Here is a 24,660-nt window from a genome sequence, read left to right on the forward strand (position 1 = left end):
CCGCCTCACAGGATGCGCGGGGCGGCCTGGTCGCGTACGATCCGTGCCAGCCGCTCCACGTCGTCGAGCGTGTTGTAGAGGTGGAAGGACGCGCGGAGCCGGCCGGCGCGGCCGGTGATGCGGAGGCCGTCCTCGAGGGCGGCGGCGAGCATCCTGCCGTCGGGGTCAGGGATGGAAACGATCGCCTGGCCCAGCGGTTCGTGCTCGATGGTCTCGCAGTACGCGTCGCCGAGCCCCACGGCGTGGCGCCACAGTTCGGCGTCGTCGAGCGCGGCGAAGAGCTCGAGGGCGGGCTCGGCCCCGACCCAGGCCGGCCACGCGGGGCTGACGTCGAAGCGGCGCGCATTCGGGGCGAGGCGCATTTCGGGCCCGTACGCGGACTGCCAGACCTGGTCTCCGGCGTACCAGCCGGCCTGGATGGGGCGGAGGGTGTGCATCCAGTCGTCGGAGATCGTGAGGAACGCGACACCGCGCGGCGAGCACAGCCACTTGTAGGGGTGACACACGGTGGCGTCCGCGACCGACGCGTCGACGGGCATGACGCCCGCGGCCTGCGTGACGTCGCAGAGTGTGCGCGCGCCGACCCGCGCGGCAGCCTCGCGGATCGCGGAGGCATCGGCGCGCTCCCCCGTCGCCGACTGCACGAGCGAATACGACACGAGCGCCGTGCCCTCTCGTACCGCGTCGGCGACCTGCGCGACCGGAACATGCCGCACCACCAGGTCGCCGCGGGTGAGAAACGGGAACACCATCGACGAGAAGTCGCCCTCGACGACAATCACCTCGGAACCAGGGGCGAGATCTGCCGCGATCACACTGACGGCGGCGCTGACCTGCGCGACGGCCGCCACGTTCGCGACCGGCACCCGCACGAGCCGCGCATACGCCGCGCGGCATGCATCCACGACGCGGTCGTAGTCGGGGGCGCCGCGATCGCCGGCGAACCACACGTCGAGGTCGGCGGTCATCGCCGCGACGGTCTCGCGCGTGGGCAGGCCGAGGGCAGCCGTCCCCAAATACCCGGCGGCGTTCGGTCCGAAACGTGCGCGGGCGTCGTCGAGAGACATAGTCACGCGCTCAGTGTCGCGCGTTGGTCGGGAGCGCGTCCAGAGCCACCCGAGGCGCCGTGGCCTGGTCGCGCCGAGCGCCGCCCCGCGACACAGGATGCGCGCGGCCGCGGGCGTGCGGATCGTCGCGTCTACGAGGCGGGCGGCTGCGCCGGCGGCGTGGTGGGAGCATCCACGGCACCGCCGAACCGGCGATCGCGGCCCGCGTACTGCTCGATCGCGTCCCACAGGTGGTGGCGGCGGAAGTCGGGCCACAGCGTGTTGAGGAACACCATCTCGGCGTACGCGCTCTGCCACAGCAGGAAGTTGCTCGTGCGCTGCTCGCCGCTCGATCGGACGAACAGGTCGACGTCGGGCTGGTCGGGCTCGTACAGGTGCTTCGCGATCGTGCGCTCGGTGATGCGCTCGGGGCTCAGGCGCCCAGCCTTGACGTCGGCGGCGAGGGCACGTACGGCGTCGACGAGCTCGACGCGCCCGCCGTAGTTCACACACATCGTGAGGGTGAGCCCCGTGTTGTCAGCGGTGCGGGCCTGCGCTTCCTCGAGCTCGCTAATCACGCTGCGCCACAGACGCGGGCGACGGCCGGCCCAGCGGATGCGCACGTTCCACGCGTCGAGCTGGTCGCGGCGGCGGCGCAACACCTCGCGGTTGAAGCCCATGAGGAAGCGCACCTCGTCGGGGCTGCGGCTCCAATTCTCGGTACTGAAGGCGTACACACTCAGGTGCGTCACGCCGACCTGGATGGCACCCGCGACGACGTCGAGCAGGCTCGCCTCGCCGGCGCGGTGACCCTCGACGCGGGTGAGCCCGCGCTGGTTTGCCCAGCGGCCGTTGCCGTCCATCACGATCGCGACGTGGGCGGGAACCACCTTCGCCGGGATCGACGGTGGATGCTCGCCCGTCCAGTCGAGCGGACGCAGCGGCTCGGGCTGCTCGCGACGCGACATCAGACGACCTCCTCGGCGTGGGCGGATGAGGCAGCCGGGGCGGCCGGGGTGGGGTCGGTGGGAGCTGCCGCCGGCGCGCGGGATTCGCGCGCCGCGCGGTCGACGTGCGGGAGCGAACGCAAACCGCGTTCCAGGTGAAACTGCGTGTAGGCGGCGATCAGGCCGCTCGCCTTGTTGCGGGTGCGTTCGTCGGAAGCGTCAGCGAGCATCCAATCGCCGGTGAGCAGCGCGCTCAAGAGGGCGCGCGTGTCGTCGTCGACGCGGGGAGCGCCCGGCGGGGCGACCTCGTCGGCGACCATGCCGCCCAGCTGAACGACGAAAGCGCGGTGCGGTCCGGGGGCACCGGTGACGGCGCAGTCGCCGAACGTCGGCGCCCAGCCGGCGATCGACAGGGTACGCAGCAGGTACGAGTCGAGAGTGAGCGACGGGTCGTGCTCGCCGCGGGCGAGGGAGCGCAGGCCTCCCACGAGCAAGAGGTACTGCTGGAGGCCTCCGCCGTCGTCGCCCGTCACCTTGTCGGCCGTCTCGACCATGGCGCTCGCCGCCGTGTACCGGCCGTAGTCGCTCGAGATGTCGGCCCCGTAAGCGCCGAGAGTCACCGCCTGCTGCACGATGTCGAGGCTGCGGCCGCGGTACAGCTGCAGGTCGGCGACCATGAACGGTTCGAGCCGACTGCCGAAACGGCTGCCCGTGCGGCGCACGCCCTTCGCCACCGCGCGGATCTTGCCGTGCTGCCGGCCGAGCATCGTCACGATGCGGTCAGCCTCACCCAGCTTGTGGGTGCGCAGCACGACGGCTTCGTCACGGTAGGTGGGCACGGGCTCCAGTATCCCGCGCGGGGTGTGGTGCGCGCTGAGCGGCGCGCGCGGGGTGGCGAGCCTGACGCGGAGAGCGCGCAGTGGGGCGCGGCAGCGCGCCGGCGGCCGCTCGACGCCGCGCGGCCGTCAACAACTCAGGACTAACGCGCCGCCAGACCCCCTAGGCGCGCAGAGAGGCAGCAGAATTGGCGAGAAGGTGTGCGGCGCGAGTGAGCTCGTCCTGAGTTGTTGACACACCCCAGGTGAAGCGGATTGCCGTCCGCGCCGTGTCGGCATCGAACCCCATCGCGAGCAGCACCGGTGACGGCTCGTCACGGCCAGCGGCACACGCGGAACCGCTCGACGCGAGCACCCCGGCGTCGTCGAGTGCCACGAGCAGCGGCTCGCCGCCGATCCCGGGCACGACGAACGACGCGTGCGCGGGCAGGCGCAACGTGGGGTGCCCGGTGAGATGTGCGCCGGGCACGGAGTTCGTGACCGCGTGGATGAACGCATCGCGATCCGCGCTCACCCTCGCGACGGTTGTGGGGTCGTGTTCTGCGGCGGCGAGCTCCAGCGCTCGAGCGAAGCCGATGGCTCCGGCGACATTCTCGGTTCCGCTGCGGCGGTCGCGCTCCTGGCCCCCGCCGTGGATGACCGGCTCGAGCGGGGCGTTGGTGCGCAGGACGAGGGCGCCCACGCCCTTGGGCCCGCCGAGCTTGTGGGCCGAGACAGTGATCGCGTCGGCTGTCGACAACTCAGGACTAACGCTCGCGTCGAGCGACACCCAGCCTGCGGTCTGCACCGCGTCCACGTGGAAGCGGGCGCCGACCGCGCGAGCCAACTCGCCCAGCTGCTGCACGGGTTGCAGCGATCCCACCTCGTTATTGGCGTGCTGCACGCTCACCAGTGCGGTGTCGTGACGCACGACAGCCTCGAGTGCCCCAGCATCCACTAGTCCTGAGTTGTTGACGGGCAGCACACTGACCTCAATGTCGTGCCAGCGCGCCAGGTAGTCCGCCGAGGCCCGCACCGCTTCGTGCTCGATCGCCGATACCACGATGTGCCGTCCGCGGCCAGCTGCGATCGCGCCCAGGGTCAGGCCGATGACGGCCAGGTTGTCGGACTCCGTACCACCGCTCGTGAACACGATCTGAGCGGGCCGAACACCTGCGAGCCGTGCGACGGTCTCGCGCGCGGCAGCGAGACCGTCAGCCGCGTGCCGACCGAGGGCGTGTCGGCTCGACGCATTGCCGTAGGCACCGGTCAGGTATGGCCACATGGCCTCCAGCACCTCGCGCCGCACGGCCGTGGTCGCCGACTGATCGAGATCGATGAGGGTCACCGTTCACCCCTCGGAAGCTGCGCCATCGGGTGCGAAGTCGAGCCCTAAGTCGAGCGATGGCGCGCTGTGGGTGAGTTCCCCCACCGAAATCACGTCGACCCCGGTCTCAGCGATCGCACGCACGGTGTCCAGGGTCACTCCCCCACTCGCTTCGACAATTGCACGCCTGTCGATCAGCGCAATCCCGGCTCGCAGGTCGTCCAGGCTGAAGTTGTCAAGCATGATCGTGTCGGGACCGGCCTCCAGGACGGCAGGCAACTGGTCGAGACGGTCGACCTCCACCTCGAGATGCATCGTGTGCGGAATCCGGGCCCGCACGGCCCGAATCGCCTCAGTGAGGTCCAGCCCCTGCTGCGCCAGCACGGCAAGGTGGTTGTCTTTCAGCATCACCGCGTCCGATAGCGAAAAGCGGTGATTGTGGGCGCCGCCGGCGCGCACGGCGGCGCGTTCGAGCATCCGAAGGCCGGGGGTGGTCTTGCGCGTGTCGGCGATGCGCGCGCCCGTGCCCGCCACCGCGTCGACGTATCGGGCGGTGAGGGTGGCGATACCGCTGAGTCGTTGCGCGAAGTTCAGCGCGATGCGCTCGGCGCGCAGGATCGCGCGCGCGTTCCCGGTGATCGTGGCGATGGACGCGCCCGGTGTGAGACGGTCACCGTCGGCTCGGTGCATGACGATGCCGGCTTCCGGGTCGGCCTGGCGAAAGGCTTCGACGATGCACTCCGATCCGGCGAGGACTCCCTCGGCACGGCTGACCAACTCGGCGCGGGCGGTGGCCGTCGCCGGGATGCTCGCCTCGCCCGACACGTCACCCCAGGGTGCGTCTTCGGCAAGGGCGCGAGCGACCAGACCGGCAATCGCCCGCGATGGTGCCTGAACGTGACCCATCGCGGCCGTCGGATGCTCGGAGCCGGTCGCGCTCATATCTTCACCTCTCGGGTAGGTGCGGCCGCCGCGAGGGCAGGCTCGCAATGATCGCGGTGCAGGTCGTTCGTCAACAACTCAGGACTAGCGATAACCGGCCGCGCCCACGCGCGTCGCCACCGCTGCCTCGGGTCTGTCGCGGGATAGTCCGTGCGGGCGTGGGCGCCACGCGATTCCCGACGCGCGAGCGCTGCCTCAGCGGTGAGGCGAGCAAGCGGCAAGAGTCGGGCAGCGAGAGCATCGGCAGGCTGCGCATCCGCGAGTTCTCGGGCCAGATCGCCCATCGTCACTCCGTCACGGAGGAGCCCGAGCGCATCCCACGCGCGGTCGCGCACGTACTCGCCAGCGACGGGCGTGGCGCCGTCGGCCAGCGCGTCCGATGCGCCAGGCGCTTCACTCAGGACAGTCGGCACCTCGACCGCGCCAGAATCGTCACCGCGTTTGTCCTGAGTTGTTGACGGGGACGGGGTCGGCAGCGGCGCCGCGCTCGGGTCGGCGGCGAGCAGGTCTCCGGCGCGCCAGCCGACGACGAGCGCCTCCAGCAGCGAGTTCGACGCGAGCCGGTTGGCTCCGTGCACGCCGGTGGAGCCGGTTTCGCCCACAGCGAACAAGCCCGCAACCGTCGTGCGGCCGCTCAGGTCGGTCAGCAACCCGCCCATCGCGTAGTGAGCCGCCGGCGTGACCGGCACCGGCTCGCGAGTCCAGTCGTACCCGGCCGCGCGCACGAGTCGGTCGATCGTCGGGAAGCGCTCGCGCAGCATCCGCTCCCCCAGGCCGGTCGCATCGAGCAGCACGGGAGCTCCGCCCTGCTCGCGCATCTGCGCCGCGATCGCGCGGGCGACCACATCGCGCGGGGCAAGCTCGGCCCGCGGGTCGTGGCCAGCCCCGGTGAGGAAACGCCGCCCCGCCGAGTCCACCAGCACCGCCCCTTCGCCACGCACCGCCTCCGAGACGAGGCCGCCGCCGGGCAGCACGGTCGGGTGGAACTGCACGAATTCGAGGTCGACGACCGCTGCCCCCGCCGCGTAGCCCAGAATCACGCCGTCCCCGGTCGCCACCGGCGGGTTCGTCGTGTGCCGGTACAACTGACCGTTGCCGCCGGTCGCGATGACGACCGCGTCGGCGTCCAGACGCTCGGTCACGACGGTTCCGTCACTCGGGATGCTCGGGGCCAGGTCGACGGCGCACACCCGCCCATCGCTTCCGCGCACGATCGCGACGGCCGTCGTGTGCTCGCGCACGAGCATCCGCCCGGAATTGCGAGCATCGTCGAGCGCTCTCGCGAGGGCGTGCTCGATGATGCGGCCGGTGGCGTCGCCCCCGGCGTGCAGGACGCGGGCGACCGAGTGCGCGGCTTCCAGGCCGCGCGCCCAGCCGAGCGGGCCGCGCGTATCGCTACCGTCGCTCGCCGCCGTATCGAACTCAACCCCGAGCGCGACCAGGTCGTGCAGGCGCGCCGCACCCTCGGTGGTCAGCACCCGCACCGCGTCGGGGTCGCTCAGTCCGGCGCCGGCCGCCAGCGTGTCGCGTGTGTGCAACTCAGGACTATCGTCGGCGAACACCGCGGCCGCGATTCCGCCCTGCGCCCATGCGGTCGAGCCAGCGGTCAGCTCAGCCTTCGTCACGAGCGTCACGTCGTGAATGCGCGCGGCACGTAAAGCGCTGATCAGGCCGGCAATGCCGCTGCCGATGACGAGGACGTGTCCCATGAGTGTCCGAGTCCGAGAGCCGCGACAGCCCTAGTCGCGCGGCTTCGCCGCGAGCATGCGCTCGAGCGCGACGCGCGCTTCGTCCTGAATTGTTGACGGCACGACGATCTCGTTGACGACGCGGCCGGCCACTAACTCCTCCAGCACCCACGCGAGGTATCCCGGGTGGATGCGGTACATGGTCGAGCACGGGCAGATCACCGGGTCGAGGCAGAAGATCGTGTGTTGCGGGTACTCGGCGGCCAGCCGGTTCACCATGTTCACCTCGGTGCCGATCGCGAACGTCGTCGGCTCGGTCGCCCCGGCCACCGCGCGGCGGATGTAGTCGGTCGACCCCGCCTCGTCGGCCGCGTCGACGACGGGCATGGGGCATTCGGGGTGCACGACGACCCGCACGTCGGGGTAGTCGGCGCGCGCCTTCTCGATCTGCTCGACGGTGAATCGCTTGTGCACGCTGCAGAACCCGTGCCAGAGCACGACCCGGGCGTCCAGCAACTCGTCGCGCGTCGACCCGCCGAGCGGCTTGCGGGGGTTCCACATCGGCATCTGCTCAAGCGGCACGCCCATCGCCTTGGCGGTGTTGCGCCCGAGGTGCTGATCGGGGAAGAACAGCACCCGCTGCCCCCGCTCGAACGCCCACTCGAGCACGGTCTTCGCGTTCGACGACGTGCACACGATGCCCCCGTTGCGCCCGCAGAACGCTTTCAGCGCCGCCGACGAGTTCATGTACGTCACGGGGATGATCGGGGCGCGGCCCTCCGCATCCGGCTCGGTACCGTAGAGCAAAACGAGCTCTTCCCACGCCGCCTCGACGCTGTCGATGTCGGCCATGTCGGCCATCGAGCATCCGGCGGCAAGGTTCGGCAGGATCACGCGCTGCGAGTCGCGCGCGAGGATGTCGGCCGTCTCGGCCATGAAGTGCACGCCGCAGAACACGATGTACTCGGCGTCGGGCTTGGTGAGCGCGGCATTCGCGAGCTGGAACGAGTCGCCGAGGAAATCCGCGTGCTGCACGACCTCGTCGCGCTGGTAGAAGTGCCCGAGGATCACGAGGCGCTCACCCAGCGACTGCTTCGCCGCCCGAATGCGGGCGTGCAGTTCGTTCGTCGACGCATCCTGGTACTCGCGCGGCAGCCCGCCCTGCACGGGCGAGCCGGTCGGGATCACGTCGTACATCGACGAGCCGGGGCCGTAGCCGGGGGTCGCGTCGAACTCCCATGGGCCTTTCGCGAGCTCGGGCGTGCACGTCTCGCCGGGCAGCACACCGTTGGTGATGCCGCGGATCGTCGTGTCGAGGGTGAGGGGTGTCGTGGTCATGCGGGGATCCTCGGGGTGAGCGGGCCGGCGTCGACGAGTTGCACGTCGCCGGTGTAGCGGTAGAGCTTCGGGGGGCGGTGGCGGCCGCCGGTGACGACCCCGCCGGTGGGTTCGATGGCGCCGGACGACTCCATCTGGCGGCGGAAGTTCGCCGGGTCGAGAGGCTTCTGCAGCACCGCCTCGTAGACGCCGCGCAGCTCGGCGAGCGTGAACTCGTCGCCCAGGAAGGCGTGCGCGATGGCGGAGTACTCCATCTTGGTGCGCAGACGCCACAGCGCGTAGTCGACGATGAGGTTGTGGTCGAAGGCGAGCTCGGGCAGCTCGTCAGCAGGGAACCACTGCACGTTCTCTCCGAGCGTCAGGCGTTCGGCCTCATCGGGCCGCACGAGTGCCCAGTAGACGATCGACACGAGGCGCCGGTCGGGCGAGCGGTCGACGTCGCCGAAGGCGTACAGCTGCTCGAGGTAGGCGGGTTCGAGCTGGGTCGTCTCGGCGAGGTTGCGGCGCGCCGCGCCTTCGAGACTCTCGTCGAGTTCGACCATGCCGCCGGGCAGCGCCCACCGGCCGCACTGCGGCTCGCGGATGCGGCGCACGAGTGGCAGCCAGACGGTCGCCGGCGCGTCGGTGGCCACGGCGGGCCCACTCGTGCTGCCCTCGGCATCGCGCAGCGCGAAGATCACCGTCGACACGGCGAGACCGATGGATGCGCGGAGCACGTCACTGCTGTCGCTCACGGCGCCCCTTCGGTCGGCTTCGCTGCGCCGGGCGACGCAGAGTTACAGTCAAGATGACCAGAACGAAGTCTAGCACTAAAGGTGGGGTGCACCCGAACTGGGCGGCGCGAGTGGCGGCGCGGGGTGTACTCGGAGAGTGCTGCGAGCATCCAGAATGGGGCTCGTGAGCCCGCTGTTCGTGATCCCCCTGTGGGCCGACCTTCTCGCCGTCGGCGTCGGCGCGCTGCAGGGCGCCATGTTCGCCGCGCAGTTCCGTGATCGGCGGCTCGACTGGCTGGGCGTCGCCATCATCGGCATCGTCGTCGGGTTCGGCGGCGGTCTCCTGCGCGACCTGCTGCTGAACGTCGAACTCGCACCGCTGCAGTCGAACTGGTACGTCGCCGTGGCGACGGGTGCGGCGCTGCTCGGCATGCTGCTCGAGCGCGTGCTGTCGAAGCTCTCGCGCATCATCACCGCGCTCGACGCGCTCACCATCGGACTCTTCGGGGCGATCGGTACGACCAAAGCCCTGTCGCTCGGGCTTCCGCCCGTGGCCGCGGTGTTCGTCGGCGTCTTGGCGGCCGTCGGCGGGTCGATTCTGCGCGACGTGCTGCTCACCCTGCCGATCGCGCTCATGCACGTGGGGTCGCTGTACGCGCTCGCCGCGGCCGGCGGGGCTGTGGCCATCGCGGGGCTGCTCGAGTTTGGTGTCGACGTGTTCGTCGCCGCCGTGATTGGCGTCGCGCTGACGTTCGCGATCCGCATTCTGTCGGTGTTGTTCGGCTGGAGCCTGCCCGAACAGCGCGCTATCACGCGGCTGCCGAAGTTGCCGCCGCTGCCCGCCATGCCGGGTCGGCGACGCCAGTCGGCGACCGTCGGAGCCGAGCGCGGTCGGGTCGTCACGACCGCGACGGGGGTTATTCACCTACACGCGACCACGGCCGCGATCCCCGTCGTCAGCGATGCGCCCGATGCCGAGCCGCGGGTGCGGCGCCGCTCCCCCATCCCGGGTGCGAGCCGGGCGCGCGGCTGAGGGCGCCCGCTGGCAGCGGCTGTCAACAACTCAGGACTAGTGCGCCTCGTCTCCTCCCGGTGCCAATCCGCGGGGGTGTCGACAACTCAGGACCAACGCGGCCGGTCGCGCTGCCGTGGCCCGGCCGGACGCGGGTCGCCGGGCCATCGCACTGCGTTAGTCCTGAGTTGTTGACACGCGGGCGGCGACTACAGTCGTCGGGTGCCGAAGCGTGTGCCCAGCCCCGAGCTCATGGCCGCGGTGGACGCGCTCAGAGCGCCGGATGCGCGGGTCGCCATCGCGGGGGTCTCCGGCTCGGGGAAGTCCACGCTCGCTCGCCGGCTGTCGGCGGCCGTCGATCTGCCCTACACCGAGCTGGACGCCCTGCACTGGGGAGCCGATTGGACTCCGCGGCCCTCGTTCGCGGACGACGTCTGTGAACTCGTCGCTCGCGAACGCTGGGTCACGGAGTGGCAGTACCGCGCGGTGCGCCCCCTGATCCTCGGACGGGCAACGGTGATGATCTGGCTGGATCCGCCGTTCCGCACGACCTTCCGACGGGTGGTTTCACGGACACTGTGGCGACGCCTCCGGCGCGAAGAGCTGTGGAACGGCAACCAGGAACCGGGCATCCGGCACGCAATTCTGCACCGCGAGGGGATCATCCGCTGGACGGTGTCGACCCGCAACAAGTATCGCAACCTCATCGAGAGTGCTGTGCGCACCCGTCCCGACCTCGTTGTCCTGCGCACCCGCCGAACCCGAGAAGTGCGGGCACTCCTCGCCGCGGTGTCAACAACTCAGGACTAACGCGTGAGGTGCGGCCCGTTAGCCGCAACACTGCGCGACGAAATGACCGTGATCGCGGCGTTAGTCCTGAGTTGTTGACGGCGACCCGGTTCGGGCGGCGCGGCGTTAGTCCTGAGTTGTTGACGGCGACCCGGTTCGGGCCGCGCGGCGTTAGTCCTGAGTTGTTGACGGCCCAGGGGCAGGCGCCGCACATCGCGGCACAGCGCCACACCCTTACGCCGTGGCGAGCTCGCGGGCGCCCGTCTCGAGGCGAATGGCGCGGTTGACCGCCGAGACGACGGCCTTCAGCGAGGCCGTCGAGATGTCGGGGTCAATCCCGACGCCCCAGAGAGTTCGGCCGTTCACCTCGAGCTCGACGTACGAGGCGGCGTGGGCGTCTCCGCCGGCCGAGAGCGCGTGCTCGACGTAGTCGAAGAGCCGCACCTCGATGCCCTGCCCCTGCATGATGCCGAGGAACGCCGCGATCGGCCCGTTGCCGGTCGCCGAGACACCATCGATCGCGTCGCCGTCGCGCAGGGTGACGTCGAGTGCGACCGATCCGGTCATGTCTGACGCGGTGCGGGTCGAGAGCAGCTCGAAGCGCCCCCACTTTTCGCGCTCGTCGGCGGCGGGCAGGTACTCGTCCTGGAAGATCTCCCAAATCTGCTCGCTCGTGACCTCGCCCCCCTCCGCGTCGGTCTTCGCCTGCACGACGTGGCTGAACTCAATCTGCAGCTTGCGGGGCAAGTCGAGCGCGTGATCGGTCTTCAGCAGGTAGGCGACGCCGCCCTTGCCCGACTGCGAGTTGACGCGAATCACCGCCTCATACGAGCGCCCGAGATCCTTCGGGTCGACCGGCAGGTAGGGAACGCCCCACACCAGCTGGTCGACGGATACGCCCTCCGAAGTAGCGCGGGCCTCCATCGCCTCGAAGCCCTTCTTGATGGCGTCCTGGTGCGACCCACTGAACGCCGTGTAGACGAGGTCGCCCGCCCAGGGCGAGCGCTCGTGCACCTTCAACTGGTTGCAGTACTCGGCGGTGCGCTTGATCTCGTCGAGGTCGCTGAAATCGAGCTGCGGATCGATGCCCTGCGTGAACAGGTTGATGCCAAGGGCGACGAGGTCGACGTTGCCGGTGCGTTCACCGTTGCCGAAGAGGCAGCCCTCGATGCGGTCGGCGCCGGCCATGTAGCCGAGTTCGGCGGCGGCGATCGCGGTGCCGCGGTCGTTGTGCGGGTGCAGGCTCAGGATGATCGAGTCGCGGCGCGCGAGGCGGCGGTGCATCCACTCGATTGAGTCGGCGTACACGTTCGGCGTCGCCATCTCGACGGTCGCCGGCAGGTTGATGATCAGCTGGCGCTCGGGGGTCGGCTGCAGCTCCTCGATAACCGCGTTGCAAACCTCGAGCGCGGTCTCGAGCTCGGTGCCGGTGTAGCTCTCGGGGCTGTACTCGTAGAACACCTCGGTGCCCGGAACGGTCGCCTCGTACTGCTTGCACCAGCGCGCGCCCTGCAGAGCGATCTCCTTGACGCCCTCGACGTCGGTGCGAAAGACGACCTCTCGCTGCAGCACCGACGTTGAGTTATAGAAGTGCACGATCGCCCGCTTCGCGCCCTTGATCGACTCGTAGGTGCGGGCAATGAGGTGCTCGCGCGCCTGCGTCAGCACCTGAATCGTCACGTCGTCGGGGATCAGATCGTCCTCGATCAGCGTGCGCACGAAGTCGAAGTCGGTCTGCGACGCCGAGGGGAACCCGACCTCGATCTCCTTGAACCCCATGCGCACGAGCAGGTCGAACATGATGCGCTTGCGCTCGGGGCTCATCGGGTCGATGAGGGCCTGGTTGCCGTCGCGCAGGTCGACGGCGCACCACCGCGGAGCCTCAGTGATGGTCTTCGTCGGCCACGTGCGGTCGGGCAGGTCGACCCGCACGATCGACTGGTACGGCTGGTACTTATGCGTCGGCATTCCCGACGGCTGTTGGCGGTTCTTCATGGTCTTCGCGGCTCCTGGGTGACGTGTCTGATGCTGGTCTCAGCCGACGACGAACTCCGCGACGAGGGAGGCTAAGGGCTAAGCCTCGTCGCGGCAACGAAGAAGAAGCGTGCCGAACACGCTTTCAGGGTACACCCGGCGCGCACGCACCCGCCAACGGCACGGGATGCACGCCCCCGGTACGACTGCCGGCCCGGTTCTGTACGACTAAAGGATGAAAGCTCGCATCCGAGCGGATGAACGGGGCGCGTTTCGCGCGACGCGCCGCTTCGCGATGCGTAGCGTGACGCTCATGTTCGACCGAATAGTCACGTGGTTCACGCCCCAAAGGGCTGCGCTCCTCCGGTTCTCGCTCGAGATCGCGCTCGGCGCGTCATTCACGATTGCAGTGCTTCTCAACCAACAGTGGTGGGGAGGGGCATCTCACACCATCGGAAACGCCTTGGTCGCTTTCGCACTAGGTGCGGGGGTCGCACTCCACCGCATTCGCCCTCACTACGCCCTTGCTGGTTTAGGGTTCGCGGTGTTGGGTGTACTCCTTGCAGCCCTATCGGGCGCGAGCGCTACGCCACTCACCATTGTTGGGGCGGCAGTAATCGTGTTTGGCGCTGCCGCGTATGGAACGCCGCTCGCTCGAAACGTTGCTCTGGGCATTTCGCTTGTTGCGGCAGTCTCGCTCGTTCTTGCATTTGCACTGGGCAGCGCATTCTCTGGGAACACCAGCATCTTTTACGTCGCCAGCCGAATCATCGAGTTACTGATTTGGCCACTACTCGCGATGCTCCCGTGGGTCCTCGGCGAACTCGTGCGCAACATCCGCAACCGCCGAACGCTCTCCGCCGCCGTCGAAACGGTGAGCACCGAGCGCGACGCCGCACTCACCCGTGCCGACCTCGAGGCCGAGCGCACGCGGGTGGCGCGCGACGTGCACGACATCGTGGCGCACTCCCTCACGGTGGTCATCGCCCAGGCCGACGGTGCGCGCTACGCGACGACAGCCGACTCCCCCGCCGCGGCCGACGCGTTCGGCGCGATCGCGCAGACGGCGCGTGACGCGCTCGCCGACGTGCGCACGCTGCTCACCGAACTCCGGCACACACAGGAGTCCGGGCCGCAGCCCGGGCTCGCCAACCTCGATGCGCTGTTCGAATCATTCCGCGATTCTGGGCTCGAGCTCACCGTGCATGAGTTCGGCGATCGGGGTCGACTCACCGATGCCCGCGAGCTGGCGCTCTACCGAATCGCGCAAGAGTCGCTCACGAACGCCCTCCGCCACGGCGATGGCGCGGCAACCCTCGACCTCGACTGGGGCGACGCGACCGTCGACCTGCTCGTCACGAACGTCGCGGCGGCCCCGGCCCCGGCGACAACCGACGCGGCCGTCACAGTGGTGAAGCACGGCGACCACCAGCCCGAACGCGGCCACGGCATCGACGGGATGCGCGAACGTTCGATCCTTGCGGGCGGCGAGTTCAGCATCCATGAGGGCGCGACGTATCGCGTGAGGGCGCGGCTCCCGCGGGAACCGCTCGAGCATCCCCGCTCCGAGGCTCGGGACAGCGAGGACGTCGTCACCGAGGTGCACGCGTGACCGCGCCGGTGTCGCCCGGGAACGCGCCGGCGAGCCACTCAGCCGCCGACGCCGCGACCGTCACTATTCCGGTCGGATTCGTCGTTGTGCCGCGCCGGCCTCTCACCCCGGCCACCCTCCCGTGGAGTGCCGCGTGAAACCAATTCGCGTGCTACTGGTGGACGATCAGCCGCTGTTCCGGCGCGGGATGCGCATGCTCATCGAGTCGCAACCCGACCTCACCGTTGTCGGCGAGGCAGGCGACGGGGGCGAGGCGGTGACCGCGGCCGCCGAACACTCGCCCCACGTTGTTCTGATAGATATCCGCATGCCGCGCGTCGACGGCATCGCCGGCACGAGCGGCATCCTGCGCGCCGCAGCCGAGGCTGAACAGACAGCGCCCCGCATCATCGTGCTCACCACCTTCGACCTCGACGACGCGGCGCTGCGGGCAATCCGCGCCGGCGCGAGCGGCTTCCTGCTGAAGGACGCCGAGCCCGAGTTCCTGCTCGCCGCAATCCGCGCCGTGCACGGCGGACACGCCGTCGTCGCGCCCGGCGCGATCGCCGACCTGCTCACCCACGTGGATGCCCGCCCCGCGCCCCCGGCAGACCTCACCGCGGCGCGCGACACCGCCCTCACCGCCCTCAGCCCCCGCGAGCGCGAGATTTTTGGCACCATCGCCGAGGGCCTGAGCAACGCCGAGATCGCCGAACGCGAGTACGTCAGCGAGGCGACGGTGAAGTCACACGTGGGGCGCATTCTCGCAAAACTCGGACTGCGCGACCGGGTGCAGGTGGTGCTCTACGCGCACGACCACGGGTTGCTCCCTCGCCGCTGAGGGCCGCGCACCCCCGCCCGCGTGCCGCCCGGCGGGCTCTCCCACCTGGCCGAGACACCGGACCGGCCCATCCACCTGGCCGATATCCCCGGGTGGATGTCTGCAGGACCGACAGCGCGGCGCAACGCGCCGAGTCTTGTGGCCGACACTCCGCAACCGCACTCGACCTGTCGGCCTGGCAGACACCGCCCTCGAACATGAGGCGTCACCGAGGCAGTCCGCTGCGCAGCTGATACCGCGGGGAGCGCGCGCCGAACGGCCCCTAGAACCCGAGTCGACCCAACTGCTTCGGGTCGCGCTGCCACTCTTTGGCGACCTTCACGTGCAGCTTCAGAAACACGCGACGCCCAAGCAACTGCTCGATCTCGCCGCGGGCCCGCCGGCCCACGTCGCCGAGCCGCGAGCCGCGGTGGCCGATGATGATGCCCTTCTGGCTGTCGCGCTCCACCCAGACGTTGGCGAAGATTTGCAGCAGGCCGTCGCCCTCGCGCTCGACCATCTCGTCGATCGTGACGGCGAGCGAGTGCGGCAGCTCGTCGCTGACGCCCTCGAGCGCCGCCTCGCGGATGAGCTCGGCGACCCGGTCCTCCTCGGTCTCGTCGGTCGTCGACTCGGCCTCGTAGAGCGGCGGCGACACGGGCATGAGGCGAATCAGCTCGTCGGCGAGCACGTCGACCTGGTCGCCGGTGAGCGCCGACAGCGGGATCACGAGGTCCCAGTCGCGCAGGGCCGACACGGCGATGAGCTGCTCGGCGACGCGCTCGGGGCCGACGCGGTCGGTCTTCGTCACGATCGCAACCTTGCGTACGCGGCCGCCGTGCGCATCCAGCTGCTCGTTGATGTATGTGTCGCCGGGGCCGATCGGCTCGCCGGCGGGAACGCAGAACCCGATCACGTCGACGTCGCCGAGCGTCTCCTGCACGAGCGCGTTGAGCCGCTCGCCGAGGAGCGTGCGGGGCCGGTGCACGCCCGGCGTGTCGACGACGATCAACTGCCCGGATGCTCGGTGCACGATCCCGCGGATCGCCCGCCGCGTCGTCTGCGGCTTTGAGGAGGTGATGGCGACCTTTTCGCCGACGAGCGCGTTCATGAGGGTCGACTTGCCGACGTTCGGGCGGCCGACGAAGGTGACGAATCCGGCTCGGTGTTCCGCGGTTTCGGAAGGGGGTGTCGCGCTGGCGCGGGGTGTGCGGGCGGGAGGGGCGTCGGGGGCGTCGGGGGCGTCGGGGGCGTCGGTCACGGGGCGCTCCTCGGGGAGGTGGGGCGGGCATCCTGGACGGGGATCGCGCCGGTGTCTGATGACGCGGCGGCAAACGCGAGGCGCGCGTCGATGAGCGCTTGGTCGGCTTCGACCAGCACGGTGACGACGCGCTTGCGGCGCCCCTCCGTGCGTTCGGCGGTGAGGTGCAACCCGTCGACCTCGACGGTCGAGCCGGCCACAGGTAGGCGGTCGAGGTGCTTGGTGAGCAGGCCGCCCACCGTGTCGACGTCGTCGTCGTCCAAGTCGATACCGAACAGGTCGCCGAGTTCGTCGACGGGCATGCGCGCGCTCACACGGAAGCGATTCTCACCGAGCTGCTCGAACGCGCTCTGCTCGCGGTCGTACTCGTCGGTGATGTCGCCGACGAGTTCCTCGATGAGGTCCTCCATGGTGACGAACCCCGCGATTCCGCCGTACTCGTCGACGACGAGCGCCAGGTGGTTCGACTCGAGCTGCAGATACCGCAGCGCGTCGTCGGCCTTCTTCGACTCGGGCAGGAACTGCGCGGGCGTCGCGAGCACGTCGACCTGCGTCGCCCCCGCCGTTTCGGGCGACGAGACGGTGAGCCGCGTCACGTCCCGCAGGTAGACGACGCCGCGGATGTCGTCGGCGTCGTCGCCGATCAGTGGGATGCGCGACACCCCCTTCTCGAGGAACAGCGCCATCGCCTCGGCGACCGTCTGCCCGGTTTCGAGCGTGATCATGTCGGTGCGCGGCACCATGACCTCCCGCACGATCGTGTCGTTGAATTCGAAGATCGAGTGGATCAGCTCGCGGTCTTCGACCTCGAGCACGTCGAGGTCGGTGGCCTCGTCGACCATCGACAGCAGCTGCTCCTCGCTGGAGAAGGCCACGCTGCGCGGCCGTCCAGGCGTGACCCGGTTGCCGATGACCACGAGGGCGTCGGCGATCGGGCCGGTCAGCACGCGGATCGTCCGCACGAGCGGCGCCGTTGCGACGATCAGCGCACGCGGATGCGCGCGGCCGACGCTGCGCGGGCTCGAGCCGACGAGCACGACGAGCACGAACGCCACCGCGAAGAAGACGGTGGTGAGCACCATCAGCGTTTGCGTTCGGCGAGCGTGTAGCCGACGAGCACGTCGCGCTGGATGCCGAACATCTCGCGCTCTTCCTCGGGCTCGGCGTGGTCGAAGCCGAGCAGGTGCAGCAGGCCGTGGGTGGTGAGCAGCAGCAGCTCGTCCATCACCGAGTGCCCGGCCGTTTCGGCCTGGGCGATCGCGACCTGCGGGCAGAGCACGATGTCGCCGAGTAGCCCCGGCGGGGTCGGCTCGTCGTCGCTGCCGGGGCGCAGCTCGTCCATCGGGAAGCTCAGCACGTCGGTCGGGCCGGGCTCGTCCATCCACTCGATGTGTAGCCGCTCCATGGCGCCCTCATCGACCATCTGGATCGCGACCTCGGCATCGGGATGCACGTTCAAGTGGTCAAACGCGTACACGACGAGCCGCTGGATCGCCGCCTCGTCGACGTCGATGCCCGACTCGTTGTTGATCTCGACGCTCACGCGCGACCTCTCGCCCTACTCACGCTCACCATCGTTGCGTACCGCGACGGCTGCGCCCGGGAAGCCGGTCGCGGGTCGCGGCGCGTCGGGCCGCGCGGTTCACGCCCTGCGCGCCCCGTGCATCCCCGTTTCCGCCGCCCGAGCGGCGCCGCTCGGCGCGCTCGTACTCAGCCTTCTGCTTCTCGGCGTCGTACTTCGTGTACGCGTCGACGATGCGGCCGACGAGCGAGTGGCGCACGACGTCGTCGCTCGTGAGGCGGGCGAAGTGGATGTCGTCGATGCCGTCGAGCACGCGGGTCACGAGTGACAGCCCCGACGCGCCGCCCGGCAGGTCGACCTGGGTGATATCGCCCGTGACGACCATGGTCGAGCCGAAGCCGAGGCGGGTGAGGAACATCTTCATCTGCTCAGGAGTGGTGTTCTGCGCCTCGTCGAGCACGACGAAGGAGTTGTTCAGCGTGCGGCCGCGCATGTAGGCGAGCGGCGCGACCTCGACGACGCCGGAGGCGAGCAGCTTCGGCACGAGCTCCGGGTCCATCATCTCGTTGAGGGCGTCGTAGAGCGGCCGCAGGTACGGGTCGATCTTGTCGGTGAGCGTGCCGGGCAGGAAGCCGAGGCGCTCGCCGGCCTCGACGGCCGGGCGCGTCAGGATGATGCGGTCGACCTCCTTGCGCGTTAACGCCTGCACGGCCTTCGCCATCGCGAGGTACGTCTTGCCGGTTCCGGCCGGGCCGATGCCGAACACGATCGTGTGCTGGTCGATCGCGTCGACGTACGCCTTCTGGCCGAGCGTCTTCGGGCGGATGCTCTTGCCTCGGCTCGTCAGGATCGCCTGGCTCAGCACATCGGCTGGGCTGCCCGAACCGTCGCGCAGGATGCGCGCCGAGCTCTGCACCTCGACCTCGCCGAGGTCGGTCCCGTTTCGCACCATCCGGATGAGCTCCTCTACCAGCGTTGCCGCCTGTTCGACTGCCGGGCGCTCGCCCTGCAGGGTGATCTGATTGCCGCGCACGTGCACGTCAACGCCGGGGTGCTCGCGCTCGAGCGTCGTCAGCAGGCGGTCCTGGGGGCCGAGCAGCCGCACCATGGCGACGCCGTCGACGTCGAGTTGGCGGGTGTATGGCGCGTCGGGAAGGGGCGCGTGGGGTGCGTTATCCGTGGGCAAGCGACCCCTCGGCGAGCCCGCCCGCGAGGACGTGCGCGTGAACGTGGAAGACGGCCTGGCCCGCGTTTTCCCCCGAGTTGAACACGAGGCGGAAGTGCCCGTCAGCGTGACTCTCGGCGAGCGTCTGCGCGGTGGCGACGACCTCGGCCAAGAGCTCGGGGTCGCCGGCCGCCAGCTCGGCGACCGTGGCGTACGCGGCGGTCTTCGGCACGACGAGGAGGTGCACGGGGGCCTGCGGCGCGATGTCGCGAAACGCGATCACGCTGTCGGTCTCGTGCACGATGTCGGCCGGGATCTCACGCGCAATAATGCGCTCGAAGATCGTCCGCTCGCGGGTTTCCATGAGCGCAATTCTACGGGCGATATCGGATGCGCGCCCCGGCTACCGCTCAGGGTTCGCTTGCAGCGGAGCCGCTGACGTGCCGAAAAGCGATCACCAGCGGCCGAGTGTGGTCGACAGCACGCTGAGAGCGGCGGGCCCCGCCGTCGAGGTGCGCAGCACGGTGTCGCCGAGGCGCACCGGTCGCGCGCCGGCGGTCGTCAGTGCGGCGAGCTCGTCGGGCGCGACACCCCCCTCGGGCCCGACGACAAGCAGCACCTCGCTGCCCAGCTCATCCGGCGTGAGTGCGCTCAGCCGGTCCGGTGCGGTGGGCTCGAGCACGAGCACACTGACGTCCACTTCCCCGGCCTGCGCGACGAGCTCGCGGGTCGTCGCGATCGGTGCCACGGAGGGCACGCGCGGGCGAATCGCCTGCTTGGAGGCCTCCCGCACGATCGTCTGCCAGCGGGCGCGGCCCTTATCTGCCTTCGGCCCTTTCCAGATCGAGACGCTGCGGGCGGCCTGCCACGGCACGATGGCGTCGACACCCAGCTCGGTCGCGGCCTGGATGGCCAACTCATCGCGGTCGCCCTTCGCGAGCGCCTGGACGAGCGTGAGGCGCGTCGGGGGCTCGGGATGCGCATCCACGCTCTCGAGGACGAGCACGACCCGATCGGGCGCCGCGTCGCGCACGCCTCCGAGCGCGATCGTTCCCGCGCCGTCGCCGACGCGCACCGTTTCGCCAGCGCGCAGGCGTGCGACCGTGACGGCGTGACGGGCATCAGGACCGGTCAGGGCGACCTCGTGGCCCGCGGCGGCGCTGGCCAGCGCGAGCGTCTCGTCGAGGTAGAAGTGCGCCACGCCGCCGACGCTACAGGTTCAGGAAGCGGTCACGCAGCTTCGAGAACAGCCCCTGCTGGAAGGTCGAGAACTGCGGAGGCACGGGCCGGCGGCTCTGCGCAAACTCTTGGATGAGCTTCGTCTCTTTGCTGTTGAGCCTCACCGGCGTGACCACCTGAATGCCGAGCTTCAGGTCGCCGCGACCGGCGCCGCGCAGGCGCGTAATACCGCGTTCTTTCACGGTCAGCACCTCGGCACTCTGCGTGCCCGGCTTGATCTCGATGGACACGTCGCCGTCGAGCGCGGGCAGGGTGACGGTCGTGCCGAGGATCGCGTCGGCCATCTGCACCTCGACGGTGGCCATCAGGTCGTCGCCCTGGCGGCTGAACGTCTCGTGCGTCTTCACCTTGATCTCGAGGTAGAGGTCACCGTTGGGGCCGCCGGCGGGGCCCACCTCGCCCTGTCCGGGCAGTTGGATGCGCAGGCCGGTGTCGACGCCGGCGGGAATGTCGACGGGGATCGAGCGGCGGGCGCGCACGCGGCCCTGACCGGCGCACGACGGGCACGGGTTCGGGATGACCGTGCCGTAACCGCGGCAGGATCCGCACGGCGACGAGGTCATCACGTTGCCGAGCAGGCTGCGTACCGTGCGCTGAATCTGGCCGGAGCCGCGGCAGATGTCGCAGGTGATGGGCTCGGTTCCGGGGGCGCAGCACGAGCCGTTGCAGGTCTCGCAGAGGATCGCCGTGTCGACATCGAGGGTGCGGGTCGTGCCGAAGATAATCTCGTTCAGCTCGACCTCGACGCGCAGGAGGGCGTCCTGGCCGCGCTCGCGGCGCGATCGGGGGCCGCGCTGCGACTGACCGCCGCCGAAGAACGTCTCGAAGATGTCGCCGAAGCCGCCAAAGCCGCCGCCCATGCCGCCGGAGCCGCCGAGGTCGTACTGCTGGCGCTGGTTCGGGTCGCTCAGCACATCGTACGCGTGCGTCACCTGCTTGAAGCGCTCGGCCGCCTCGCTCGACGGGTTCACGTCGGGGTGCAGCTCGCGCGCGAGGCGCCGGTAGGCCTTCTTGATGTCGTCGGCGCTCGCGTCTCGGGCGACCCCGAGGGTCTCGTAGTGATCTGCCACTTAGCGTTCGTCCTCACCCAGTAGGCGGCTGACATAGCGCGCGACGGCGCGTACCGCTGCCATGTTGTTCGAATAGTCCATGCGGGTCGGGCCCAGAACGCCCAGCCTCGCCGATTGATCTGCGCCCATGCTGTACGGCGACGTCACAACCGCCGCCTCGTGCAGGGCCTCCGCATTCTCGCGGCCGATCCGAGCCGCGACCGCCTGCGAGTCGAGTTCCATCTCGCTGAAGAGCTTGAGCAGGGTCACCTGCTCCTCAATGGCCTCGAGCACCGGGTACACGCTGCCGGCGAAGTCGCCCTCTGTGCGCACGAGGTTCGCCGCCCCCGCCATGACGAGCCGATCTTGCCGGTGCGCATCCACGTGGCCGACGAGGGCCTCGGCGACGACGCGAACGGCGTCCCGTCGCTCGGGTGCGAAATGCTCGCCGAGAACGTCGGCGAGGCCGCCGACGTCCGCGAGCGGCCGGCCGTCGAGAAGCGCGTTGACCTTCGCGCGCAATTCGCCGACGAACACCTCGTCGGCCTCGAGCGGAAGCTCGATGATGCGCTGGTCGACCCGCCCACCGTCGGTGATGAAGACCGTCATGAGACGGGTCGCCGTCATCGGCACAAACTCGACGTGACGAACGCGGGCATTGCCGAGCGTCGGGTACTGCACGAGCGCCACCTGGTTGGTGAGCTGGCTGAGCAGGCGCACGGTGCGGGCAAACACGTCGTCAAGGTCGATCGACTGATCGAGGAACTGCGCGATCGCCTGGCGCTGGCCAGCGCTCAGCGGCCGCAGCTCGGCGAGCTGGTCGACGAACATCCGGTAGCCCTTGTCGGTCGGAACGCGGCCGGAGGACGTGTGCGGCGCGGCGATCAACTCTTCTTCCTCGAGAAGGGCCATGTCGTTGCGAATCGTCGCCGAACTCACCCCGAACTGGTGACGCTCGACCAGGGCCTTCGAGCCCACGGGTTCTCGCGAGGACACGTAGTCCTGCACGATGGCGCGAAGCACCTGCAGTGCTCGATCCGACACCATGCGATGCCCCCTTTCGTGCCGCTCGCCGCCGCCATTCCTGGCACTCACCTGACGTGACTGCCAATTCTACCGCGGGGCGCGGGCGCGAAATCGTTGCCCTCGCGGTGCGGCGCGAGTACGGTCGAGCGTGTGTCAGTGCCAACGAAGGCGTTCCGTGCTCTCCGACGGCGCCGGCACGGTCATGCTCCACCCCGGGTATTCATACGCACCGTTCGCTCGCTCGAAAGGCAGTTCACCCCATGACTGACACCCCTCCTCCCCCCGCGTCGTCGGCCGCACCGGCGCCGCTCAGCGAGGCCGAAGACCGCCAGTGGGCCTCGTTCGCGCACCTCGGCGGCATCATCGGCATCCTGCCGTCGCTCATCATCTTCCTGATCTTCAAGGACCGCGGAACCTTCACGCGTCAGGAGTCGAAAGAGGCCCTGAACTTCCAGATCACGATGGCCATCGCCCAGATCGCCGTGTTCATCCTGAACTCAATCCTCACCACAGTGACGTTCGGCCTCTGGGCGCTGATCGGCTGGATCTTCCCGCTCGGGCTCTGGGTGCTCTCGCTCATCTGGAGCATCATGGGCTTCCAGAAAGCGAAGGACGGCGTGGCCTACCGCTACCCGTTCGCGCTGCGCCTCATCAAGTAGGCGCCGCCTGACCGATCACACGACGAGGGGCTCGGCCGCAGGGCCGGGCCCCTCTCGCGTGCAGGGCACTGCTGGGTGTTTACTGGCCTCATGACTGACGTGCCTCCCCCGAGCTCGCCGTATGCCGCCCCGCCGCAGCCGATGCGGCCGGAAGACGAGAAACTCTGGGCCACCCTCATTCACATCGGCGGGATCTTCTTCGGATTCCTCCCCGCGCTGATCGGATACCTCGTGCTGAAGGACCGCGGTCCGTTCGTGCGCGACCACACGGCGACGGCGCTCAACTTCCAGCTCACGATGCTGATCGCGGCGATCGTTGGCAGCGTGTTGACGCTCGTGCTGGTGGGCTTCTTGATCTTGGTGGGGGTGTCGATCGCGATCCTCGTGCTGTCGATCCTCGCCGCAGTGGCCGCGAACCGCGGCCAGGCCTACACCTACCCGCTCGCGATTCGCTTCATCAAGAACTAAGCGCAGCGGTTACGCGGGCTCGGGCAGCAGCCGACGCACAACCGCGTCGGCGAGGAGGCGGCCGCGCGCCGTGAGCACGAGGCGGCCTGCGATGGCGAGGCGAGCATCCACGAGTTCGTCGGCGATGAGACCGGCGACCGCGGTGCGTCCGGGCGCATCGAGCGCGCTGACCGACAGGCCGAGGGCCGTGCGGGTCTCCAGCAGCACGCGCTCGACCCGCCGCGTCTCGGCGTCGAGCGTTTCGCGGCCCGCAGCCGGGCTCAGGGCAGACGCGAGGCGCTGCGCGTAGGCGGCCGGGTGCTTCACGTTCCACCAGCGCACGCCGCCGACGTGGCTGTGCGCGCCGGGACCGACGCCCCACCAATCCTCACCGGTCCAGTAGGCGAGATTGTGGCGCGAGCGATGAGCGTTGTCGCGCGCCCAGTTACTGACCTCGTACCAGGCGTATCCGGCCGAGGCGAGCCGTGCATCCAGGTGCTCGTACATGTCGGCGTGCAGGTCGTCATCGACCGGGGGCACCTCGCCGCGGGCGATCTGGCGAGCGAGCTTCGTGCCCTCCTCGACGATCAACGCGTAGGCGCTCAGGTGGTCGGGCTCCGTCGCGAGCGCCGCGTCGATGCTGCGGTCAAGGTCGGCGAGGCTCTCGCCGGGCGTGCCGAAGATCAGGTCGACGCTCACCTGCAGGCCCGCCGCACGCGCCTCGGCGACCCGCCGCGGCACGTTCTCGGGGTCGTGGGTGCGCTCGAGCGTCGCCAGCACGTGCGGGACCGCCGACTGCATGCCCAGGCTCACCCGGGTGAAACCCGCCTCGGCAAGCTCGGCGAGACCGCGCGCATCGATGGAGTCGGGGTTCGCCTCCGTCGTCACCTCCGCGCCGTCGGCGAGGCCGAAGGCGCCGCGCACGGCGTCGAGCATGCGGGCAAGGTCGCGCGTCGGCAGAAGGGTGGGGGTTCCGCCGCCGAAGAACACCGTGCTCGCGGGGCGGGGCGGAAGATCGGCCTCGGCGAGCACGCGGGTAGCAAGCTCGACCTCCGCGATTGCCTGCTCGGCGAAATCGGCCCGGGACGTTCCCCGCACCTCGTCGGCCGTGTAGGTGTTGAAGTCGCAGTATCCGCAGCGCACGCGGCAGTAGGGCACGTGCAGGTAGACGCCGAAGGCCCGGTCGGCGGCGCCGTCGGCGACGGTCGCCGGCAGGGCCCCGTCGTCGGGGGCCGGGTCGGCGAGGGGCAGGGCGCTGGGCATCACCACCATTCTCGCCGGTCTGGCGCC

Annotated in this window: 23 protein-coding genes and 1 pseudogene; 6 read left to right on the forward strand and 18 right to left on the reverse strand. The window is 69.8% G+C overall.

The window, feature by feature from the left end:
* Positions 1–5: 5 nt before the first annotated feature.
* From CPY97_RS08225 to CPY97_RS08260, 8 genes are all read right to left on the reverse strand, one after another.
* Positions 6–1,067 (reverse strand): aminotransferase class V-fold PLP-dependent enzyme, encoded by a 1,062-nt coding sequence (locus tag CPY97_RS08225; protein WP_096421787.1) that lies wholly within the window; start codon positions 1,065–1,067, stop codon positions 6–8.
* 131 nt (positions 1,068–1,198) lie between these two features.
* Positions 1,199–2,014: an isoprenyl transferase gene (locus CPY97_RS08230; RefSeq protein WP_096421789.1), complete on the reverse strand. Its 816-nt coding sequence runs from the start codon at positions 2,012–2,014 to the stop codon at positions 1,199–1,201.
* The gene (recO, locus tag CPY97_RS08235; protein ID WP_096421791.1) at positions 2,014–2,832 is read right to left on the reverse strand and encodes a DNA repair protein RecO; all 819 of its coding nucleotides are present in this window, start codon (positions 2,830–2,832) and stop codon (positions 2,014–2,016) included. The genes CPY97_RS08230 and recO overlap by 1 nt, the downstream gene beginning before the upstream one ends.
* A gap of 160 nt (positions 2,833–2,992) precedes the next feature.
* Positions 2,993–4,156, reverse strand: a complete 1,164-nt coding sequence (locus CPY97_RS08240; RefSeq protein ID WP_096421793.1) for a cysteine desulfurase family protein — start codon at positions 4,154–4,156, stop codon at positions 2,993–2,995.
* A gap of 3 nt (positions 4,157–4,159) precedes the next feature.
* Complete coding sequence (gene nadC / locus CPY97_RS08245; RefSeq protein ID WP_173826907.1) at positions 4,160–5,041, reverse strand: carboxylating nicotinate-nucleotide diphosphorylase; 882 nt, start codon at positions 5,039–5,041, stop codon at positions 4,160–4,162.
* Between the two features lie 32 nt (positions 5,042–5,073).
* Entirely contained in the window at positions 5,074–6,786 is a 1,713-nt protein-coding gene (locus CPY97_RS08250; protein ID WP_096421797.1) for an L-aspartate oxidase, read from the reverse strand.
* Positions 6,787–6,816: 30 nt separating this feature from the next.
* Entirely contained in the window at positions 6,817–8,103 is a 1,287-nt protein-coding gene (nadA, locus tag CPY97_RS08255) for a quinolinate synthase NadA (RefSeq protein WP_096421799.1), read from the reverse strand.
* Positions 8,100–8,837, reverse strand: a complete 738-nt coding sequence (locus tag CPY97_RS08260) for an NUDIX hydrolase (protein ID WP_231923884.1) — start codon at positions 8,835–8,837, stop codon at positions 8,100–8,102. The genes nadA and CPY97_RS08260 overlap by 4 nt, the downstream gene beginning before the upstream one ends.
* 154 nt (positions 8,838–8,991) lie before the next feature.
* Between CPY97_RS08260 and CPY97_RS08265 the strand changes: the two are divergent.
* Positions 8,992–9,636 (forward strand): annotated as a pseudogene (locus tag CPY97_RS08265) (trimeric intracellular cation channel family protein); the annotation flags it as partial.
* Between the two features lie 414 nt (positions 9,637–10,050).
* Positions 10,051–10,638 (forward strand): AAA family ATPase, encoded by a 588-nt coding sequence (locus tag CPY97_RS08270; RefSeq protein ID WP_231923885.1) that lies wholly within the window; start codon positions 10,051–10,053, stop codon positions 10,636–10,638.
* A gap of 213 nt (positions 10,639–10,851) precedes the next feature.
* On the opposite strand, the gene leuA is transcribed toward CPY97_RS08270, so the two are convergent.
* Complete coding sequence (gene leuA / locus CPY97_RS08275; RefSeq protein WP_096421803.1) at positions 10,852–12,612, reverse strand: 2-isopropylmalate synthase; 1,761 nt, start codon at positions 12,610–12,612, stop codon at positions 10,852–10,854.
* 778 nt (positions 12,613–13,390) lie between these two features.
* On the opposite strand from leuA, the gene CPY97_RS13465 reads away from it, so the two are divergent.
* Together CPY97_RS13465 and CPY97_RS08285 are read left to right on the forward strand one after the other, a co-directional pair.
* On the forward strand, positions 13,391–14,203 hold the full coding sequence (locus tag CPY97_RS13465) for a sensor histidine kinase (protein ID WP_161494102.1): 813 nt from the start codon (positions 13,391–13,393) through the stop codon (positions 14,201–14,203).
* A 133-nt stretch (positions 14,204–14,336) separates the two neighbouring features.
* Complete coding sequence (locus CPY97_RS08285; protein ID WP_096421807.1) at positions 14,337–15,023, forward strand: response regulator; 687 nt, start codon at positions 14,337–14,339, stop codon at positions 15,021–15,023.
* A 262-nt stretch (positions 15,024–15,285) separates the two neighbouring features.
* Here CPY97_RS08285 and era read toward each other — a convergent pair whose 3' ends face one another.
* The 8 genes from era to hrcA form a co-directional block, all read right to left on the reverse strand.
* The gene (era, locus tag CPY97_RS08290; protein ID WP_096421809.1) at positions 15,286–16,263 is read right to left on the reverse strand and encodes a GTPase Era; all 978 of its coding nucleotides are present in this window, start codon (positions 16,261–16,263) and stop codon (positions 15,286–15,288) included.
* Positions 16,260–17,345, reverse strand: coding sequence for a hemolysin family protein (locus tag CPY97_RS08295; RefSeq protein ID WP_096421811.1), 1,086 nt, complete (start codon positions 17,343–17,345; stop codon positions 16,260–16,262). Before CPY97_RS08295 ends, era begins: the two co-directional genes overlap by 4 nt.
* Entirely contained in the window at positions 17,345–17,806 is a 462-nt protein-coding gene (gene ybeY / locus CPY97_RS08300) for an rRNA maturation RNase YbeY (RefSeq protein WP_096421813.1), read from the reverse strand. Before ybeY ends, CPY97_RS08295 begins: the two co-directional genes overlap by 1 nt.
* A gap of 25 nt (positions 17,807–17,831) precedes the next feature.
* Positions 17,832–18,893: a PhoH family protein gene (locus CPY97_RS08305; RefSeq protein ID WP_096421815.1), complete on the reverse strand. Its 1,062-nt coding sequence runs from the start codon at positions 18,891–18,893 to the stop codon at positions 17,832–17,834.
* Between the two features lie 64 nt (positions 18,894–18,957).
* Positions 18,958–19,314 carry a histidine triad nucleotide-binding protein gene (locus CPY97_RS08310; RefSeq protein ID WP_096421817.1) on the reverse strand — a complete coding sequence of 119 codons (357 nt, stop codon included), beginning with the start codon at positions 19,312–19,314 and terminating at the stop codon, positions 18,958–18,960.
* 90 nt (positions 19,315–19,404) lie between these two features.
* The gene (locus CPY97_RS08315) at positions 19,405–20,151 is read right to left on the reverse strand and encodes a 16S rRNA (uracil(1498)-N(3))-methyltransferase (protein WP_096421819.1); all 747 of its coding nucleotides are present in this window, start codon (positions 20,149–20,151) and stop codon (positions 19,405–19,407) included.
* A 10-nt stretch (positions 20,152–20,161) separates the two neighbouring features.
* Positions 20,162–21,259: a molecular chaperone DnaJ gene (gene dnaJ, locus CPY97_RS08320; RefSeq protein ID WP_096421821.1), complete on the reverse strand. Its 1,098-nt coding sequence runs from the start codon at positions 21,257–21,259 to the stop codon at positions 20,162–20,164.
* Entirely contained in the window at positions 21,260–22,285 is a 1,026-nt protein-coding gene (gene hrcA / locus CPY97_RS08325; RefSeq protein ID WP_096421823.1) for a heat-inducible transcriptional repressor HrcA, read from the reverse strand.
* A 239-nt stretch (positions 22,286–22,524) separates the two neighbouring features.
* Here hrcA and CPY97_RS08330 point away from each other — a divergent pair, with 239 nt between their 5' ends.
* Both CPY97_RS08330 and CPY97_RS08335 read left to right on the forward strand, forming a co-directional pair.
* Positions 22,525–22,923, forward strand: a complete 399-nt coding sequence (locus tag CPY97_RS08330; protein WP_096421825.1) for a DUF4870 domain-containing protein — start codon at positions 22,525–22,527, stop codon at positions 22,921–22,923.
* 90 nt (positions 22,924–23,013) lie between these two features.
* A complete protein-coding gene (locus CPY97_RS08335; protein WP_231923886.1) occupies positions 23,014–23,391 on the forward strand; it encodes a DUF4870 domain-containing protein in 378 nt (125 codons plus the stop codon).
* Positions 23,392–23,400: 9 nt separating this feature from the next.
* On the opposite strand, the gene hemW is transcribed toward CPY97_RS08335, so the two are convergent.
* Positions 23,401–24,633, reverse strand: a complete 1,233-nt coding sequence (hemW, locus tag CPY97_RS08340) for a radical SAM family heme chaperone HemW (protein WP_096423514.1) — start codon at positions 24,631–24,633, stop codon at positions 23,401–23,403.
* Between the last annotated feature and the right edge of the window lie 27 nt (positions 24,634–24,660).

This window comes from Microcella alkaliphila (genome assembly GCF_002355395.1).
In the GTDB taxonomy this organism is placed as follows: Bacteria; Actinomycetota; Actinomycetes; order Actinomycetales; family Microbacteriaceae; genus Microcella; species Microcella alkaliphila_A.